This is a genomic window from Lactiplantibacillus daowaiensis (genome assembly GCF_005405085.1).
Lineage (GTDB): Bacteria > Bacillota > Bacilli > Lactobacillales > Lactobacillaceae > Lactiplantibacillus > Lactiplantibacillus daowaiensis.
The window spans coordinates 33369-51405 of record NZ_BJDJ01000006.1 but is presented as its reverse complement, the minus strand read 5'-3'; the positions used below and the strand labels follow the sequence as shown (position 1 = coordinate 51405).

The 18037-nt window shown below is 41.3% G+C and carries 16 protein-coding genes and 1 pseudogene; 6 read left to right on the top strand and 11 right to left on the bottom strand.

Going from position 1 to position 18037, the window contains the following annotated elements; genetic code table 11:
- Positions 1-14: 14 nt before the first annotated feature.
- The gene (locus FFM75_RS05265) at positions 15-1421 is read left to right on the top strand and encodes an MDR family MFS transporter (RefSeq protein WP_137628146.1); all 1407 of its coding nucleotides are present in this window, start codon (positions 15-17) and stop codon (positions 1419-1421) included.
- A gap of 286 nt (positions 1422-1707) precedes the next feature.
- Here the strand turns inward: FFM75_RS05265 and FFM75_RS05260 are convergent, their stop codons facing one another.
- Together FFM75_RS05260 and FFM75_RS05255 are read right to left on the bottom strand one after the other, a co-directional pair.
- On the bottom strand, positions 1708-2817 hold the full coding sequence (locus FFM75_RS05260; protein WP_137628145.1) for a lipocalin-like domain-containing protein: 1110 nt from the start codon (positions 2815-2817) through the stop codon (positions 1708-1710).
- A gap of 28 nt (positions 2818-2845) precedes the next feature.
- Positions 2846-3571 carry a hypothetical protein gene (locus tag FFM75_RS05255; RefSeq protein WP_137628144.1) on the bottom strand — a complete coding sequence of 242 codons (726 nt, stop codon included), beginning with the start codon at positions 3569-3571 and terminating at the stop codon, positions 2846-2848.
- Between the two features lie 172 nt (positions 3572-3743).
- Here FFM75_RS05255 and FFM75_RS05250 point away from each other — a divergent pair, with 172 nt between their 5' ends.
- From FFM75_RS05250 to FFM75_RS05235, 4 genes and pseudogenes are all read left to right on the top strand, one after another.
- Positions 3744-4280, top strand: a complete 537-nt coding sequence (locus tag FFM75_RS05250; RefSeq protein ID WP_137628143.1) for a TetR/AcrR family transcriptional regulator — start codon at positions 3744-3746, stop codon at positions 4278-4280.
- A gap of 1229 nt (positions 4281-5509) precedes the next feature.
- A pseudogene (locus FFM75_RS05245) lies at positions 5510-6042 on the top strand (ClbS/DfsB family four-helix bundle protein).
- 249 nt (positions 6043-6291) lie between these two features.
- On the top strand, positions 6292-6675 hold the full coding sequence (mscL, locus tag FFM75_RS05240) for a large-conductance mechanosensitive channel protein MscL (protein WP_137628142.1): 384 nt from the start codon (positions 6292-6294) through the stop codon (positions 6673-6675).
- A gap of 99 nt (positions 6676-6774) precedes the next feature.
- Positions 6775-7425 (top strand): deoxynucleoside kinase, encoded by a 651-nt coding sequence (locus FFM75_RS05235; RefSeq protein WP_137628141.1) that lies wholly within the window; start codon positions 6775-6777, stop codon positions 7423-7425.
- Positions 7426-7481: 56 nt separating this feature from the next.
- On the opposite strand, the gene FFM75_RS05230 is transcribed toward FFM75_RS05235, so the two are convergent.
- From FFM75_RS05230 to pepV, 7 genes are all read right to left on the bottom strand, one after another.
- Positions 7482-8168, bottom strand: a complete 687-nt coding sequence (locus FFM75_RS05230; protein ID WP_137628140.1) for a glycerophosphodiester phosphodiesterase — start codon at positions 8166-8168, stop codon at positions 7482-7484.
- Between the two features lie 20 nt (positions 8169-8188).
- Positions 8189-9541: an ABC transporter substrate-binding protein gene (locus tag FFM75_RS05225; protein WP_137628139.1), complete on the bottom strand. Its 1353-nt coding sequence runs from the start codon at positions 9539-9541 to the stop codon at positions 8189-8191.
- The gene (locus FFM75_RS05220; RefSeq protein WP_137628138.1) at positions 9538-10383 is read right to left on the bottom strand and encodes a carbohydrate ABC transporter permease; all 846 of its coding nucleotides are present in this window, start codon (positions 10381-10383) and stop codon (positions 9538-9540) included. Before FFM75_RS05220 ends, FFM75_RS05225 begins: the two co-directional genes overlap by 4 nt.
- Positions 10383-11348: a carbohydrate ABC transporter permease gene (locus FFM75_RS05215; RefSeq protein WP_137628137.1), complete on the bottom strand. Its 966-nt coding sequence runs from the start codon at positions 11346-11348 to the stop codon at positions 10383-10385. Before FFM75_RS05215 ends, FFM75_RS05220 begins: the two co-directional genes overlap by 1 nt.
- Positions 11323-12432: an ABC transporter ATP-binding protein gene (locus FFM75_RS05210; protein WP_137628136.1), complete on the bottom strand. Its 1110-nt coding sequence runs from the start codon at positions 12430-12432 to the stop codon at positions 11323-11325. The genes FFM75_RS05215 and FFM75_RS05210 overlap by 26 nt, the downstream gene beginning before the upstream one ends.
- A gap of 215 nt (positions 12433-12647) precedes the next feature.
- Positions 12648-13154 carry a universal stress protein gene (locus tag FFM75_RS05205; RefSeq protein ID WP_137628135.1) on the bottom strand — a complete coding sequence of 169 codons (507 nt, stop codon included), beginning with the start codon at positions 13152-13154 and terminating at the stop codon, positions 12648-12650.
- A gap of 23 nt (positions 13155-13177) precedes the next feature.
- Positions 13178-14581: a dipeptidase PepV gene (pepV, locus tag FFM75_RS05200; RefSeq protein ID WP_137628134.1), complete on the bottom strand. Its 1404-nt coding sequence runs from the start codon at positions 14579-14581 to the stop codon at positions 13178-13180.
- A 125-nt stretch (positions 14582-14706) separates the two neighbouring features.
- Between pepV and FFM75_RS05195 the strand changes: the two genes are divergently transcribed.
- Complete coding sequence (locus FFM75_RS05195; protein WP_137628133.1) at positions 14707-15534, top strand: NAD(P)H-hydrate dehydratase; 828 nt, start codon at positions 14707-14709, stop codon at positions 15532-15534.
- A 41-nt stretch (positions 15535-15575) separates the two neighbouring features.
- Here FFM75_RS05195 and FFM75_RS05190 read toward each other — a convergent pair whose 3' ends face one another.
- Positions 15576-16310 carry a 16S rRNA pseudouridine(516) synthase gene (locus FFM75_RS05190; protein ID WP_137628132.1) on the bottom strand — a complete coding sequence of 245 codons (735 nt, stop codon included), beginning with the start codon at positions 16308-16310 and terminating at the stop codon, positions 15576-15578.
- A gap of 7 nt (positions 16311-16317) precedes the next feature.
- Positions 16318-17988 (bottom strand): putative polysaccharide biosynthesis protein, encoded by a 1671-nt coding sequence (locus tag FFM75_RS05185; RefSeq protein ID WP_137628131.1) that lies wholly within the window; start codon positions 17986-17988, stop codon positions 16318-16320.
- Positions 17989-18037: the final 49 nt, after the last annotated feature.

Genomic DNA, 18037 nt, shown 5'->3' with positions numbered 1-18037 from the left:
ACAGGAGTGATTCAATGAATTCAACAGTTGCAAACCTAAAGGCACATCCAAAACAAAAGACAACGATGGTTATCATCATGCTCTTAGGCGCATTTCTAACATTACTTACTGAGACCTTTTTGAATAATGCCCTACCAACAATCATGAAAGAATTATCTGTTTCACAGGCGACTGCACAGTGGTTGAGTACTGGGTATCTGATGGTCGCGGGGCTTATGATTCCAATTTCGGCATGGGTCTTCAAACGATTTGATGTTAAGTGGACTTACTTAACCATGATGATCATTTTTTTATTCGGAACCATCATTGGCTACCTAGCACCTTCGTTTCTAGTCCTCTTAATCGGTCGCTTGATCCAAGCAATCGCTGCTGGTTCATTGATCCCTTTAATTCAAAACGTGGTTCTAATCTTATATCCCGTTGAAAAACGCGGTGCAGCGATGGGAATGACCGGAATTGTCGTAGCCTTTGCACCCGCAATCGGTCCCACCCTCTCTGGATTATTAATCGATGATTTTGGCTGGCGTTCCTTGTTTCTAGTACTGATTCCTTTAACGTTAATTGTATTAGCATTAGGGGCTATTTTCATTCAACACATCAACGATGCGCGACACGAGGCACTAGATTTTTGGTCCTTATTCCTATCACTAACAGGCTTTGGTGCCTTACTCTATAGCTTTTCATTAGTTGGTAATAGCGGCACGGTAACACTATCCGTTATTCTCATGTTCATCATTGGCTGCATCTTAATTATTTTATTTGGTATTCGTCAGTTAAAAATTAAAAACCCACTAATTGAACTACGAGTATTCAAAAACCAGACTTTTTCAATAACTTCGATCTTAAGCGCCATCAGTAATATTTCAATGCTAGGGGTAGAACTCGTCATGCCGCTGTATTTGCAAAATGTTCACGGTGTCTCAGCTCTCATTTCTGGCTTAACGCTTTTACCTGGAGCCCTCGTCATGGCCGTTTTAAATCCGATTTCCGGCCAATTATTCGATAAGTATGGCATTTTTAAATTATCACTAGTTGGATACTTGATCCTTGGCTTGGGGACGTTGCCAATGTTCTTCTTTACAGCTAGTACCAGCCTATATTTGATTGCCAGTTTGTACGCGATACGAATGGTTGGTATTGCGCTCGTTATGATGCCTACCTTTACAGCTGGGGTAAACGCGCTTGATGAAAAATTAGCCATCCACGGTAACGCAGCTTCTTCCACAGTTCGACAAATTGCGGGGTCATTAGGCACAGCGTTACTGATGATGTTAGTCGCATTATTCAGTAAAACAACCAATGGTAAGACAGATTTGACCAGTCTAAATCAAGGCTATCATGCCGCATTCCTAGTGGCTTTTCTAATGGCAATTATGGGATTAATTATTTCATTTAAGTTAAGAAAAAAAGTTCAGGATTAATATCAGATTTCCTCGGCGAAACAGATATACGGATAGAAAGCTGAGTTGATCTATTATGAAGCTCATCAAAAATTATTGGTTCAACACATGGCTATTTTCGCGGATAGTTATCATAATTGTGCACAAAAAAGGATTGAACTATCATTCTCTCGATAGTTCAACCCTTTTCCTATTGGTCTACGCTCTATAATCTTCAATTGATTTCCTACTAATATAACTTGAAGGCATGCTTCAATAAACTTTGGGACTTTCTTGTGAAGAGTACTTGCTAAGTACACTATTTATTTCATTTTCCTTTTACAAGGGGCTTAGTCATATGTTCCCGGTAATTTTCACCAACATATGCAAACTCATAAATCAAATCACTCGTTTCAATGAACGACCGATCACCATCAATATAATTAATAGTGCCTTCGGCCAAATATCGCCCATATTTCGGCTTTGTTCCTTTAAAAATCCACCTAAGAAAGAATGGTGTCATCTTATAAATATAACGAGCATCTAACTCTTGCTTAACTTTAACAGTATATTCAATTGTCTTTTCACCACTTCGAAATAAATAGTGAGTGACTTTTGGAAATTCATGGACGGACTCCTTTTGCATAAATTCCTCATGTACTTCACACTCTACATTATCAGTGCTATCGAATAACAATTTACCATTGATGTCTTGCAGAAAAACCAATGGAATACGTTTATATTCGTAATGTTCATTCATCACAAAGTCAAACACGGTTAAAGTATGCTTTGATGTACTCTGTCGCGACCAAAACCAATGATTTAAAAAATCGAATTGAGTTGTGTTCCCCCATTGATGATCATGATAGCCTACTCCTGTAACCTCATGTACTTGACCATCAATCATGACCGTTCCGGTCACCTTACCACGTGGTACAACACATAACCAAGTAAAATACTTTTCATCATTCGCTTCAAAACCAATATGTCCTGTTTCTCCACGCCACGGTGAACTTTCGCTTTTTAACTGGACATCAAACCCAAATCCATCGACTGGTGCAACTTTGATATTATAAGTTTTTAAATCTCCCTCAAAGTAATTATCACCCCAACGGACATCGCATTTTTCTTCAGAGAAACTAATCTCATTATTTGGAAACTTAGTAATCCTTTTGGAAATCTGACGACCGTCTGGTGTTGTTAAATCGAATTTAATGCAGGGATGGGTTCCTTTCATAAACATAAAAGGCTGGATTTTTGTTGAATATACCGCTGCAATTTTACTTCCATCATCTAAAATAACATCAAAGTACCACCATTCCACGACACCACGACGATCATCATCTCGTTTTCCATCTTCCCATAGTTCGACTTCTCCAGATTTCAAACCTAACCGTTGATAGTCTTCAAGTCCTGCCATCAATCTTGACTGGGCCATTTTGGTTCCTCCTTAACTGATCCATTTATTATTCTGATTGTGATTGTCGCTGTAACGCCATACGACATCCATTACGGAATTCAACTGCATAATGTTCAATATGTTCTTCAACATAATTATCCGGGCAATTCGCTGGATACCAAATCATCAAATTTGCTTCCATACCATTATCAGTATTTTTGTATTGTTGAAGCACATACGTAAACGGCGTATCGTCTTGCAGCGGACCACTGCCAGCTGTAACAATGGCATATTGCGTGTCATCTACAAATTGACGTATAAACTTTGGCATCATGTTAATTGGCGTAGGCATAGGCTTAGTCAGTACTGGGTGCCCACCCATAGTTTCAATATTACCGCCACCTAATGCATAATGTTCTGGATGTACTACAAAAGTTTGCTCAAACATCATGTCACGGGCCTGATTAGTAGATCCCTTCACTGCATTCATTAGTTTGGTTACGGATTCAATCAATATTTCACTAGTAATGCCTTCAATTTGCAAGATTAACTGACCATAGTTGAAGTCGTTATCTGAAGTATCCGCATACTTTTTATTCAAAGTAAAAGACTCCGCTAACTCATTCTTTAATAGAGCTAACATTTTATCTTCATACAACAATTTACGTAAATTGGTCACTGCACGATTTGCTGCCGTCAACTCCCATAGGTCAATTTGTTCATCATCGTTATGTGGTTGGTTCATTAGTTTGTTTGCATGAATAACCATAGTTTTGCTCTGGATTAATTTCATCTAAAATAATGCCTCCTAATGCATACTTGTTCTAAATTGACGATTGATTATACCTATGCCATAGTATAAGCTGGTTTGATGATTCAAAGTGTATCACCTAAAAACAAACAGAACAATAACATACAGCGGGACAATATAGTTATCTTTGTCTCAGTAAAAAGGAGTTATCATTATGCGTTACAGTAAAACCGAGAATATTCGAGTGAAAAATCAAATCGTCAATGGCCTATTCACCTTGTTACAAAATACCCCCTTCTCTGCCGTGACAATTTCGGAGTTAGTTAAAACTGCTAACGTAGCTCGTGCTAGTTATTACCGTAATTTTAATAACAAAGAAGAAATTCTCGATTACTATTTCCAGTCCCTAAGATTGCGCCGTAATTTAACCAAAGATCAAGATATTTCCTTAGATTATGAGCACTTTAACAAGGGATTTGAAGAAGCATTCAAATTATTCTTGAACGAAAAGCAACGGATAACTTTGTTGTTTAACAACGGACTTTCCAGTTATATTTACGATTGGAGTCTTGATCAAGTCATAGCTGTTGTTGGAAATATGCCTGCCAATTCTCCAGAGCGATATCGTATAAATTTTTTTGCTGGTAGCATATTTAGCGTTCTCTCCGAATGGCTTCTTTCCGGCACTCGTGAAAGTCCACGAGAAATGTCAGACATTCTATCCAAATACTTAATGCATGGTGTACTCTAGTACTCCTTATATTCTTCGAGAGCATTTTTAAGTTATCTAATTTTTTGATTGTGAGTGACATATTGCATTCAATCCTTGACTTTGTAGCGTGTTGAAATAAAATTTTAAAAAATTCAGTTTTAAATACACGCAAAAAATTTCGAGATGTTTTTAACTAAATCCGTACTTTATTTCAATATAAAGTGAATTTTTCATTAATAAATGAACTTTCCTTTATAAATCGACTACAAAAACTAATTTTTAGTATAACTTGTTACGTGCATATCAAAATAGGATTGAGCTATCATATTCAGGTAGCTCAATCCTATTTTCACATATTGAAAATTCAATTATTTATTTTTCAGACCGGCAATTACTCACTGTTTATGATTAGATTCATTCGCAATATATCTCATCACTGCTGTTAATTCAAAAGAAGTAGTCTTGTCATGTAAATCCGCTCAATCATTATCATATTTATCCAAAATTTCTTTAGCAATTCTTTTTTGTTTTTTAGATCAACATTCTTCACTTATATATCCTCTTCACAGAATTACTTTCTTAAATAAAATACCGGTTCTTTCTACGGCATCTTTTACAAATTGAAATAAATCGTAATGACTTATTGCGTCTAAATTCCCCCTAAGAATTTCTAAAAGCTGCTGTTATTAAAATAGCTATTATAAAAAATGTTAATGCAGATGCAAACGGTACTTTTCCAAGTAGGTATGTTATGGATAACCCGATTGTTCTCATCAACAAAATGACTAGCAGCCAATTTTTAACTTTATTCATACGCCGCTTCCAATCATGTTATAGCATAACGTCTATCCATATTTAGGATAAACACATTTTACAAAATCAAAATAACAGATGTCTTATATATATCCACAGAATACAATATCACATGCATTTAAATAGCGGAGAACCATTCACAAACATAAATAATCAACAGCCAAATCATGGATCATTATAAAAGCTTGTATTCAATTACCATAAAAACACCATTTCTAATTTCATATTATCGCGGTAACCTAGCAAGTTCTATTTCAGCTTCCCCGCAACAATCTGTATAATGAATGTTGTTGTAAGCCCTCACAATCAGAAATATAGCCTGTCTTTACTTTTAAATTTTTTAAAGACAAATTCCACACTTACTGCTTAAAGTCTTTTTGACAATTATTTAGTAGTCATGTAAAAGAATTTACCAGCCACGAATAGCGCGTAAATCATGAAATGAGGTATGTTTAATGGCTCGTCCAACAACTAAAAAGGATTTAATTGCGGCTAGTGACAACCAGTACGCGGCTTTGTTAGCATTGATTGAATCCATCCCAACCGAAGATCGCACTCGTGAGTTTAATTTCGACAGCTCTAAGGAAAAGCAAGCCCATTGGCGACGTGATAAAACGATTCGTGATGTTTTAATTCATATTTTTGAATGGCATCAACTGGTCTTAAACTGGGTCAACAGTAATCTAGCCGGTACTAAGCAGCCTTTTTTCCAACGGGCTATAATTGGCGAAACTATGGTGAATTAAATCAGGTTTTCTTTGACAATCATCAACAGACCAGCCTTGATGAAGCCATTGCACTATTGAAGCAAACACATCATGACGTTATGTGCTTAATCGATACATTTACAAATGAAGCACTATTTTCAAAGCATCATTATGAATGGGTTGGCGGCACGACGCTTGGTAGTTATTTTGTATCTTGCACAGCGAGTCACTATACTTGGGCCATCAAGAAAATAAAGAAACATAAAAACGCGTTAGCTTAACGATTCAGTAACAACATTAGAAATTCTGAGCGCACAACAGTTTGCTGTTCTCAGGATTTTTTAGTCTGCCATTCTAAAGAACAGTAACTATCCAAGTAACACCACAATTGCAGTAATCGCGTTTCAGCATCAATCAATAAAATTAGTTTCAAACTTATCCTAACCGCAAAAAAACCATGCGTTTCAATTGTGACTAGCTGGTATCTCTGATATGCTGGTTAAGACCAATTTGAAGGGAGTACACACATTATGATTGAAGAATTTAAAGCGTTTATTGCGCGGGGCAACGTGATTGACCTGGCCGTCGGGGTTATTATTGGATCCGCCTTTACTGGTATCGTCAAATCACTGACAAATAATTTAATTAATCCGCTAATCGGGATTTTTCTAGGTCGCATTGATTTGTCTAACTTAAAAGTGACGATTGGTGAAGCGACCTTTAAGTATGGGGCTTTTTTAAACTCGGTCATTAACTTCTTTATTATCGCGATTGTTGTGTTCCTGATCGTCAAAGCGATTAATAAAGTCGTGCGTACTGAGCCTGAAGTTGAAGAAGCACCTGAACCAGATCAATCAGAACAATATTTAAGTGAAATTCGTGATTTATTAAAAGAACAAGCTAAAAAGCAGTAAAACTAGGCCTAAGCAAAGTTTCTATCAAAAGTCTATATAGTATTGTGCCTCTTTTTTTGATACAATATATTGTGCAATTTTCTATAAAGAGGGGCTATCATGGTGATAATAACAGCAGGAATGATTGGGGTCGGTAAAACTACGTTAACTGGTTTAATCGCCGATCACCTTGGAACTAAGGCTTTTTATGAACCCGTTGGCGACAATCCAGTATTGCCGTTATACTACTCGGATCCCAAAAACTATGGTTTCCTATTACAAATCTATTTCCTTAACAAACGTTTTGCAATGATCAAGAAGGCATTGGCCGATGACAACAACGTCCTCGACCGTTCAATTTATGAAGATGCCCTCTTCACTAAGGAAAACAACGCCGAAGGTAATATTTCGGATACGGAATTGAAGGTTTATCTTCAATTGCTCGATAACATGATGACTGAATTAACCGAATTGCCTAAAAAGGCGCCTGATTTGATGGTTTATTCTGAAACTGATTTTGACACGATTTTATATCGGATCAAAAAACGTGGTCGTGACTACGAACAATTCGATAACAATCCCGAATTGGAATCTTATTACTACAAGATGTGGACCGCTTATCGGAAGTGGTTCGATGAATACGACGCTAGTCCTAAGATGAAGATTGACTTGCAACACTACGACTTAGAAAAAGTTGAAAATCAACAAGCTGTTTTGGCTCAAATTGATGCTGAATTGGCTAAGATTCGCAAACCCGCGAACGTTGACTAATTAAAAAGCGACACTACCGATTTCATTTGGTAGTGTCGCTTTTTGTCTGGCAAGTTTTAAACAGCAGCGCGGACATCGCGCGCCAATTCAAAGTTATCGGTAATCACGGCACTCACTTGTTTATCAAACAACTGTCGCAATTCATCAGGATCATCCACGGTCCAAACTCGTTCGGCCACATGGTGCATGGTTTGATAATGCTCCAAATGTAAGCCTTCCAAATGTTCCGTCGCTGCAAAGCCCTCGGGATCACCAATTCTAGCCGATGACAAGAACGCATATTTCTGGGTTGGGTCTAGGTCATGCCCACGTTGCAAACTCTTTAAATTAAATGACGAAAAAACTACTGGATAAACCAAGTCGGTTTGACGAATCATGCCTAGAACAATACGTTCAATGCCTTGATAGTAGTGCTTATCCGTCTTAAATTCCAGATTCAGATGGACTGGTTCACCACTGACCAATTCTAAAAATTCCGCTAATGATGGCACTGGTTCGCCATTAGCTAATGTGAATTGCCGAATTTCAGCAAACGTATAATCCGCAATGGCCCCCATCCCATCAGTAGTCCGGTTAATCTTTTCATCATGCATGATCACTGGAATATGATCCTTTGTTAAGTGTACATCAAACTCTAAGCCATCAATATGTTGACTAATCGCATACGCGAAGCCTGCTAATGAATTTTCTGGAAACTTTACTGGCACTCCGCGGTGACCATAGATTAATGATTTACTAGTCATCTCATTTCAACTCTTTCCGCTTATCCGCGACCATTGGCCCGGTTAGTTGATTTTAACACTTTATTGTAAGAATTTTCAGCCGTTTTCAATGATTGATAGACATCTTTACCCGCATAAATTTGCTGCATCGCATTTTCAATCAAGGCTCGCGCCGCAATCACGCCATCGATAAAAATACCCGAGTTCGTATAATTAGCCTGAGCACTGCGTAGTTGATCACCCGGTACTTTCGTCATGGGGTATTGCGCATATAATTTTTTCAGCACGGGTTCTTTGGCTGAATGCGTATTAATCGCCAAGTAGCCCGTTGCTTTTTCCCATTTGGCTTGATTTTGCGCATTTACTAAAAACTTGGTGAATTCCCAGGCCCCTTCCTGAACGGCGGCCGATTTATCATTGGCGATCCACAATGACGCCCCACCGACCGAGATACCATTTGGTTTCACACCATCTGGGTGGGGATAATAGGTCACACCGAGATTTTTCCCAAGTCCTTTAATCAATAAACTCGTATCGGCAGATGACTGCATAAACAACCCTAATTTACCGGATAAAAAGGCCGCCGTTTCATTCTTGGCATCACCATAATTCATCAGATCACCAGCTTTAGCCCGCCCCTGTAACCACTTCATTGATTCAAGTGCGACTGGCCCGGTAAAGTTAACTTTCGTTGAAATACCAGTATGCCCATCGTGTTGGTTGGCAAATTCTTCATTGGCATTCGATAAAAATTGTTCAAATAACCAAGAATATGCTTCGACACTCATGCCCTTTATTTGATGGTTAGACTTTTGATATAACTGCTGTGAAACCCGGGAAATATCACTATAACTTGGGCTAACCGGTAATGGTTTGATACCGTATTTCTTAAATAGTCCAGCATTGTAAAACAACGTGGTTTGTGAGGTGTTGAATGGCATCGCCAACAATTTGCCATTTCGAGTTGCCACGCCACGCGCGACTGATGCAATTTGATCAATATCATAATGGTCACGGTCAATAAACTTTTGGACCGGTACCGTGTAGCCACTATGATACATTTGGCTCGTCGAGATATCCATAGACTGAAAAACAGCCGGCGACGCGGAAGTCCCATGCGTATTCATCACCTTTTGAATCACAGCGTTATAACTGCCTTGAAATTGTGGTACCACTTCATACTTCGACTGCGACTTGTTAAACGCTGCAATGAATTCGTTCAACTGTTGCTGACCTGGTCCCTTCATCTCATGCCAAAAGACCACTTTAATTCGACTAGAAGCGGCTTGCACTTGAGTCCGAGCGTAACCGAAAATACTAAAGCCAATAATGACTAACCCAACAACACCAAGCACTTGCCAATAGGTTTTAAAGAGATTTTGGACAGCTTTCATTTGACAGCCCCCGCATTCAATCCTGATTTGAAGTAGTGTTGACCGATCAATAAGACGATTAAAGTCGGCACCACAACAATCGCCGCACTAGCTTGAATCATCCCCCAATCATTGAAAGTTTCTTCTGACTGTAACTGACGTAACCCATCTTGTACGGGACGTAAATGATCACTAAATGTTGTTAACATCGGCCACAAATATTGATTCCAACTACCTAGAAAACTATAGGCCGCTAGCGTGACCAAACTAATCTTGCTGTATGGCAACGTGACTTGCCAATAAAATTGCCAATGACTAAGACCTTCCACATCAGCGGCCGCTTTTAAATCCGCCGGAATTTGTAAAAAGGCTTGGCGCAGCATGAAGATGCCAAATGCTGATGTCAAAAATGGGATGATCATGACCGCATAATGATTGAGCAACCCTAGTTGTCTAACGGTTGTGAAGTTAGGAATCACTTCCGCTTCAAACGGTAGCATCATTGTGGCCAAGACAATATAGAACAGTGCATCGCGATATTTAAATTTTAAAAAGACAAACGCATATGCAGCTAACGAGCAGAAAAAGACATGCGCAATCATGACTAAAGTTGAGATGACTAGACTATTAAATAAATAACGCAAAATCTTGGTTTTGGTAAAGGCTGCAACGTAATTATTCAGCGACAAGTGAGTACTCCAATATGATCCCTTAGCGATATCCATCGATGGGAGAAAACTCGTCCATAGGCCCAAAACAAAGGGGAAAATCACGATCAGTGCCAACAACACCAATCCAAAATACTTCAGGCTGTTCCCCAACCGCCGTTGTCGTTGTGCTTGTTGTACAGAGACATTTTCCATTAGTAAGTCACCCGTTTCGCTAGTAGTTTAAATTGCACTAAGGTAATGACGGCAATAATAACGGCTAAAATAATTGATTCAGTACTAGCTTGGGCATAATTACCGTTCATAAAAGCGTCTTTATAAATACGATAAACCAATAAATTAGTAGCATCAGTTGGACCACCCGCCGTCATCAAGTCAATCAGACCAAAACTCTTAAAAGCTGAGATCAACGTCACGACCCCCACAAAAAACATGGTCGGTGAAATCATTGGCAACGTAATATGCCAAAATTGATACCATGCTGACGCACCACCAACATCAGCCGCATCATACAAGCTTTTAGGCACCGATTGTAAGGCCCCAAAGAAAAGTAAAAAGGTAAAGCCTAGATGCATCCAAACACTGGTGACGATCACGGCGACCATCGCCCAACCTGGTTTCGTCAACCAAGCAATCGGCTGACCGCCAAAGAACATAACGATTTGATTTAATACACCGGTCGTGGGATTAAACATAAACAACCAGAAAATAGCTGAGACCGACACCGAAACACCCATTGTCGCAGTAAAGATCGTGCGAAAAAAGCCAATTCCTCGTAACTTTTGATTCGCCATTGCCGCGAGTAATAATCCCAAAACTAAGGTTAAAACAGCGACACCCACCACATACGTCACCGTCGCTCTTAAACTCGCCAAATACGGGGCTGATTTCAGTAAATTAAGATAATTTTGTACACCGACGAAGACGGTCGGTTGACCAAAATTATTCGTTAAAAACAAACTCAAATAGAAGGTGCGCAACATCGGATAAAAGACAAACACGCCTAATAGTAACAACGATGGTCCTAAGAACAACCAGGCATAATACTTATCATTCTTTCGTAACTCAAAACTAGCCACCTTAGTTGTCGTCGACTGTTTGGTAAAAGGATGATGATTTGTTGGTTGTTGCGGTTTAGTTGACGGTAGCGACTCGAGCATCTTTAGCCCCCCTTTGTTCTGCAATCAACGTGTCATCGGTTCCAAAAACAAATGCGGGGCCTAACGCGGTAATCGTCACGCGTTGATCAAGGGCCACTTGCATTTGGCCAGCTGCAACCACCCGAACTTCCACATCATTATCTAAAATTGCCTCAATAATTGTTTGATCACCTAAAGCTTCAACGTTAATCACCGTGGCATTACCGGCCTGATCAGCGACCGAGGTCAACTGCAACTCATTCGGCCGAATACCAACTGTATACCGTCCGGCAGCTAATGGCTGATCTAATTCAATTTCTAAGTCGTCATCAATAACTAATTGTGCTGACGCAGCGGTTCCCGAGGTCATTGCCGATAACAAGTTAATCTGGGGGGTGCCAAAGAATTGGGCAACAAAATGATTGGCCGGATGATTATAAATGGCCAATGGTGTATCGATTTGTTGCACATGTTGGTCATTTAACACCATGACGTGATCCGCCATGGTCATCGCTTCAGTCTGGTCATGAGTGACATAAATCAAAGTTAAATTAAGTTGCCGTTGAAGCTCACAAATTTCAGCCCGCATCCGCACGCGTAATTGCGCATCCAAGTTAGATAACGGTTCATCCATTAAACAGATCTTAGAATCACTCGCAATGGCGCGTGCTAAGGCCACCCGTTGTCGTTGACCACCGGAAAGTTCACGTGGTTTGCGGTCACGATATTCCGTCAGATTAACCATTGTCAGCGCTTCAGTTACCCGCTGCTCAATTTCAGCCGGCGCCATTTTACGGGCTTTTAAGCCAAAGGCCACGTTGTCAGCAACATTTAAAAAGGGATAGAGTGCATAGCTCTGAAAGACCATCGATAAATTCCGGTCTTTCGGTGGGACCCCATTCATAATCTGACCATTGATCTTCAATATACCGTCAGATATTGGGATAATCCCCGCAATCATGCGCAATAATGTACTCTTGCCGCAACCTGATGGCCCGACAATCACAAATAATTCACCATCTTGAATCTCAGCATTAACCGCACTTAAAACTGGCTGTGTATCATGTCCATACGACTTAGTGATACCTTGCAATTCAATTCCCATAAAGGCTGACTCCCTCATGTCATTTATTTGTGATTTGAACTTACCAATCACTACTTAAAGCATGCCAGATGAACGTTTCGAAAACATCGTTATGATGTAAAGATTACGTATGAGTTATGTAAAATGATTGCAAATCACCATTTTATTTTCAGAAAGACATATAAAAAGCCCGATCAACTAGGCTTTCCTAGTCAATCGAGCTTCAAAAAAGACTACTATACTTTACGCGTACTACGCTTAGGCTGGTCTACTGTTTGCTGGGCCAAATCCGTCCGTACAATTAACGTATCACAAGTTGCTTTACGCATCACATAGGCAGCGTTAGAACCAATCAAGATCCGGGCAACTGCATTCAAGCCAGTCGCACCAACAATGATCAAATCTGTCCCATACAAAGCCGGTAGTTCAGTCGCCAGTAGCAGTTTAGAGTTGCCAGAGTGTAAATGCACCTGGACGTCACTGACACCAGCGTCAACGGCTGTTTGCCGGGCCTTCGCTAAGTTCGCTTTTAATTCCGTTGTTAAATCATTTAAGAGTTGTGGAGTTGCCGCACCAAATCCCATGGGTCCTTGTGTAATACCGATAAACTTTTCCGTGTTAATAATCGTCACAATATCTAAAGCAGCTTGGTTTTGACGGGCAATCGCAATCGCCTTATTTAAAGCCAATTGTGATTGCGGGGAAGTATCGACGCCGACGAGAATCTTTTGGTAATTAGTCATGGCAATTCCCTCCTTAAAAGGTTTTACTTGTCAGTTGCGAGTACTGCAATGGATTCACCATAGATCGCCATAGCAGCCATCAAGTCATCTACTGGTTGGAATTCGTTTGCTTGGTGCATGGTGTCTTCAGTATGTGGGAATAAGGCCCCAAAGGCAACCCCACGCTTCATCATCCGACCGTAAGTCCCACCACCCACGATTTCAGGTTGTGAGTCAGTATCGCCAGTTTGCCGACGATAAACATCCATTAAGTCTTTGACAATTGGATCTTCTGGATCAACATAATGTGGCACCATGAAACTCCCTTGACTGACCGTTGCCCCAGTTGGTAATTGTGCCATCACACCCTTAGTTAAGGTTTCAGGTTCAATCCCTTTTGGATAACGGAAGTTTAAGGTCAAATCGCCACCATTTTGATGGTCAAAATGGAGTAACCCGACATTCATCGTCAAGTCACCCATCACATCATCGGTAAAGGCTAAGCCTAATTGGTTGACCCGTGAATCATCATGCAATTTGTCGGCAATAAACGCGATAAAGTGTTGTGCATCGCCAGCAAACGCATAACGGTTCAAGAAGGTTGCCAAATAGGTCCCGGCATTGATCCCGTTGCGTGGTTCCATCCCATGAGCGGCCTTACCGATAACTTCCAAGCGTACCCCTTCAGGGACAACCGTCAATTCACCAATAACGGGTTGTTCGTCCAAGTAAGCCGTAAAGTCAGCCGCTAATTGTTCATTATCATCTGTTGAGACAATGGCAACCGCTTCACGTGGCACCATATTTTCCCGCAACCCGGAATCAAATGAAACCAAGTTATAATCGCCGGTATCCGTGTTACCAAAGTGGACTTGTAAGCTCACATTCCCCTTTTCACCATTGATCAATGGGAATTCAGCATCTGGTGAAAAACCTAACGTTGGTGCTGGTTCAACTTCAAAGTACCGTTTCATCCCAGTCCAATTGCTTTCTTCATCAGTCCCAACAATAAACCGGACCTTCTTGTTTAAGGTCAAGCCAAGTTCTTTGACCATCTTCAAGCCATAATAAGCGGCCATCCCAGGGCCCTTGTCATCTGAAGCGCCCCGCGCATACAACTTACCATCTTTGATCGTTGGTTCAAATGGATCTGTATCCCAACCATTACCAGCTGGCATTTCATCCACATGGGCCAAAACAGCCAAGGTTTCATCGCCTTCACCATATTCAGCATAACCAACTAAGTTATCAATATTCTTAGTCTTAAAGCCATCGCGTTTGGCAATGTCTAAAAACGTCACTAGGGCTTCTTTAGGACCTGGTCCTAAAGGCGCATCATCTGTTGCCTTACTATCATCGCGAAAACTTGGTACCCGTAACATGGTGGTTAAATCAGCTAAATAATCATCCTTATGTTTAGCTGCTTCTGCTGACCAATCAATTGTCATCTTTTGGTTCCTCCCAATTCTATTATTACTTTAATTTTATCATAGGTGACGCAAAGTTAATAATTTGAAGCAACCGCTATCAGGTCTGCTATACTAAACTTGTAATCGAGAAAGTAGGGCGACTTATGCAAACTATCACGACTGACTTAGTCAAACAAACCATTATCAAACGGCCCGCTGATTCTTATAAGGGAACTTACGGCCGCATCATGCTCATCGGCGGCAATCAAAATTTTGGTGGGGCCATCATCATGGCTGCCACCGCAGCAACATACAGTGGCGCCGGCTTAGTCACAGTGGCGACTGATCCTAGCAACTTCACCAGCCTCCATGCCCAATTACCAGAGGCAATGGTCATGGATTATCAAAACACGCCACAGCTACTGGCCTTATTAAAAGGTATGGACGTCATTGTCATTGGCCCGGGTTTGGGGACTGAACCTGGTGCCGAAACCGTTTTAACCACGGTTTTGACTCATGTGACCGTCCAACAACGATTGGTATTAGATGGCTCTGCTTTAACCTTACTAGCCGCTAATCCCCAACCGTTACCCGCTAGTCCCATCGTCGTGACGCCCCATCAAATGGAGTGGCAACGCCTAAGTGGGCTAAAAATTGCTGATCAAACCCCAGCTGCCAACCAAGTTGCAGCACAACGCTTACACGTAACGGCCGTTGTCAAAGCCCATCGCACCACGATTTACGCTGGTACGCAAGCTTGGCGCAATCCCGGTGGGTCCCCCGCAATGGCAACTGGTGGGATGGGTGATACGTTAGCTGGAATGGTTGGTGGCTTTTTAGCCCAATTTGCTGATTTTAACCACGCCATTTTAAGTGCCGTCTATCTACACAGTGCGATTGCTGATGACTTAGCACAAACCCGCTACGTGGTCTTGCCGCATCAAATCAGTGCCGAAATTCCGAAATACATGCATCACTATAGTCAATTGTAAAAAAAGTGGCCGCTGACAAATTTGTCAGCGACCACTTTTCCTTATTCAGTTTGACCCGCATCGGCCTTTAAAGCCGTTAATTCAGCTTCTGTCAAGGCCCGATAGTTACCCGCTAATAGGCCGACTGGTAACGTCAATGACCCAAATTTGATGCGTTTTAATTGCACGACCCGTTCACCCAAAGTGCCAATCATCCGTTTAACTTGATGATATTTACCTTCGTGAATCATGATTCGAATCGTCGTGAAATTCTCGATTTCGTGAAATGCCACGATTTCAGCTTGGGCTGGTTGGAGTTGGGTCCCGTCTTTTAACGTGATCCCCTCGTTAAACCCAGCAACTTGTTCAGCGGTGATTTCACCAGTGACTTCTGCCTCATAAACTTTGGTCACATGATGGGCCGGTGCTAATAACGCGTGTGATAACGCGCCATCATTGGTAATCAACAAAATGCCTTCGGTATCCTTATCTAACCGACCAACTGGGAATAAATCATCCCGGTAATCCGTCGTGTTAAATAAGTCCAAGACCGTCTTATCCGTCGCATCCACTGTCGCCGTAATCGCGCCAACTGGCTTATTCATCACATAATAAAAATATTGTTGATAACGTACTTGTTCATCATCTAAGAAAACTGCGTCACTGACGGGGTTCACTTGTTGTTTGCCTGACAAGACGCGTTCGCCATTTGCACTAATATGGCCATCTTTAATCAACCGCCGTACTTGGGTTCGCGTCCCAATTCGCATCGCATGTAAAAATTTATCAATTCGCATAATGCACCTACTTAATTCGTAGTTTCCGCCGTAACCCGGCTGCCCGACTGCCAATCATCAGATCAGCTAAGTGGGACTTCAAAGCAAAGTAAGCATAGACCGCCCCACCGGCAGCCACTGCTAAGATTAAAATAACCATCGCTTGCAATTTGCTTTGTTCATTTAATACTAAGTTTAACCCATGGACCACGATTGTCGCCGCTAAATACGTAAAAATCGAATAAATCAAAATTCGATTGACCTTTGGTAAAAGCTTGGCATACCGCACCCCAAAATTAACTTCTAAGTCATAAAGAATCAAGAGACTCGAAACCGCCATCCCAATTGCTGTCGCCACTAACGGCCCAGCAGCTGATAAGAAGATCACACATGGCACTTGGACGATTAATTTAACCGCCAAGCCAATCAAGTAAAACCGAATCACATCTCGATTTCGCGATAAGCCTTGCATTAACGCCGAAACAACGGTAAATAGTCCGAGTAAAATCGCTGTAAAAGCTGAGATTTGTAAAATCAAAGCGCCAAGTTCGTCATAACCATAAAACAGCGTGTTCAATGGATAAGCCACTGCGGCCATCCCTAATGACCCTGGAATCATAATAAAGAGGAACAAAATCAACGCATCTTCGAGTTGTTTGCGGATTTGCTTTAAGTTATGTGCCGCAAGTGATTCTGACAACAATGGGACGACCGTAATCGCAATCGCTGACGCCAAAGAGACGATAATCATGACCAACTTATTAGAGTTAAACGCAAAGAGTGCGTACAACGTGTTGATCACAGAAACTTTCATATGGAAGAAATGTTGCATGATTGGTTGGAACGTTGCTTGGTCAAATAAGTTAAAGACCGTCGTTGCCGTATCAATCACAATAAATGGAATGGCTTGGATAATAATGTCTTTAAACAACTGCCAAACCGGAATCACTAATTTGTTATCACTTTGTGCGGCTAAACGGTTCAATTCCGGTTGTTGGCGGTAATAATACCAACCCAACAACAAGAAACTAGCAGCAGCCCCCACAAAGGCGGCAAACGTTGATTGCGTAATGGCATTGACCCAATCGCCGCGTTGTACCCGCATGATAAAATACGTTGCGCCTAACATGTAAACCACGCGAAAGACTTGTTCCACAAATTGAGAGACCGCGGATGGTGCCATTTGTTGATACCCTTGGAAGAATCCCCGCGTTAGAGACATCGATGGAATAATCACCAATGCAATCGCTAACGCACGCAAGACCGGGATCATGTGCGGATCGCTACCCCCAAAGATAAAACCAATGGGTTGCGCCCCGAACCACAAAATGCAGCCCGCTAAAATCCCGAGCGCCGTGGTCAACAAGAGGCCCCGTTTGTACAGTCGTTGGCCAACGCCATATTCATTCATGGCATTATATTCTGAAACCTGTTTAGAAATGGCAGATGGAATCCCACCAATGGCGACTAACAAGAAGAAGCTATAGATGTTATAGCCTTTTGCATACAATGCATTCCCCTGCGCGTAGTCATTGCCGAGCCACATGACCCAGGGAATAATGTAAATGGCCCCCAAAATCCGCGAAAACAGACTACCGGCGGTCATCCATGCTGAACCACGGACCATCTTTTGATGCGCGTCAGCCTCCGAATTCATGTGCGGATTTTGTGACTGATTTGCTTTCGATTCCTCAGACATGTTCTCCTAACCCACTTTCTTAGTTCAATCTTAACCATTTTAGATGAAA

Excerpts from the sequence above, each read along its gene's own strand:
- FFM75_RS05265 (WP_137628146.1), top strand. The coding sequence starts at position 15 with ATGAATTCAACAGTTGCAAACCTAAAGGCACATCCAAAACAAAAGACA.
- FFM75_RS05260 (WP_137628145.1), bottom strand. The coding sequence starts at position 2,817 with ATGGCCCAGTCAAGATTGATGGCAGGACTTGAAGACTATCAACGGTTA.
- FFM75_RS05255 (WP_137628144.1), bottom strand. The coding sequence starts at position 3,571 with ATGAAATTAATCCAGAGCAAAACTATGGTTATTCATGCAAACAAACTA.
- FFM75_RS05250 (WP_137628143.1), top strand. The coding sequence starts at position 3,744 with ATGCGTTACAGTAAAACCGAGAATATTCGAGTGAAAAATCAAATCGTC.
- mscL (WP_137628142.1), top strand. The coding sequence starts at position 6,292 with ATGATTGAAGAATTTAAAGCGTTTATTGCGCGGGGCAACGTGATTGAC.
- FFM75_RS05235 (WP_137628141.1), top strand. The coding sequence starts at position 6,775 with ATGGTGATAATAACAGCAGGAATGATTGGGGTCGGTAAAACTACGTTA.
- FFM75_RS05230 (WP_137628140.1), bottom strand. The coding sequence starts at position 8,168 with ATGACTAGTAAATCATTAATCTATGGTCACCGCGGAGTGCCAGTAAAG.
- FFM75_RS05225 (WP_137628139.1), bottom strand. The coding sequence starts at position 9,541 with ATGAAAGCTGTCCAAAATCTCTTTAAAACCTATTGGCAAGTGCTTGGT.
- FFM75_RS05220 (WP_137628138.1), bottom strand. The coding sequence starts at position 10,383 with ATGGAAAATGTCTCTGTACAACAAGCACAACGACAACGGCGGTTGGGG.
- FFM75_RS05215 (WP_137628137.1), bottom strand. The coding sequence starts at position 11,348 with ATGCTCGAGTCGCTACCGTCAACTAAACCGCAACAACCAACAAATCAT.
- FFM75_RS05210 (WP_137628136.1), bottom strand. The coding sequence starts at position 12,432 with ATGGGAATTGAATTGCAAGGTATCACTAAGTCGTATGGACATGATACA.
- FFM75_RS05205 (WP_137628135.1), bottom strand. The coding sequence starts at position 13,154 with ATGACTAATTACCAAAAGATTCTCGTCGGCGTCGATACTTCCCCGCAA.
- pepV (WP_137628134.1), bottom strand. The coding sequence starts at position 14,581 with ATGACAATTGATTGGTCAGCAGAAGCAGCTAAACATAAGGATGATTAT.
- FFM75_RS05195 (WP_137628133.1), top strand. The coding sequence starts at position 14,707 with ATGCAAACTATCACGACTGACTTAGTCAAACAAACCATTATCAAACGG.
- FFM75_RS05190 (WP_137628132.1), bottom strand. The coding sequence starts at position 16,310 with ATGCGAATTGATAAATTTTTACATGCGATGCGAATTGGGACGCGAACC.
- FFM75_RS05185 (WP_137628131.1), bottom strand. The coding sequence starts at position 17,988 with ATGTCTGAGGAATCGAAAGCAAATCAGTCACAAAATCCGCACATGAAT.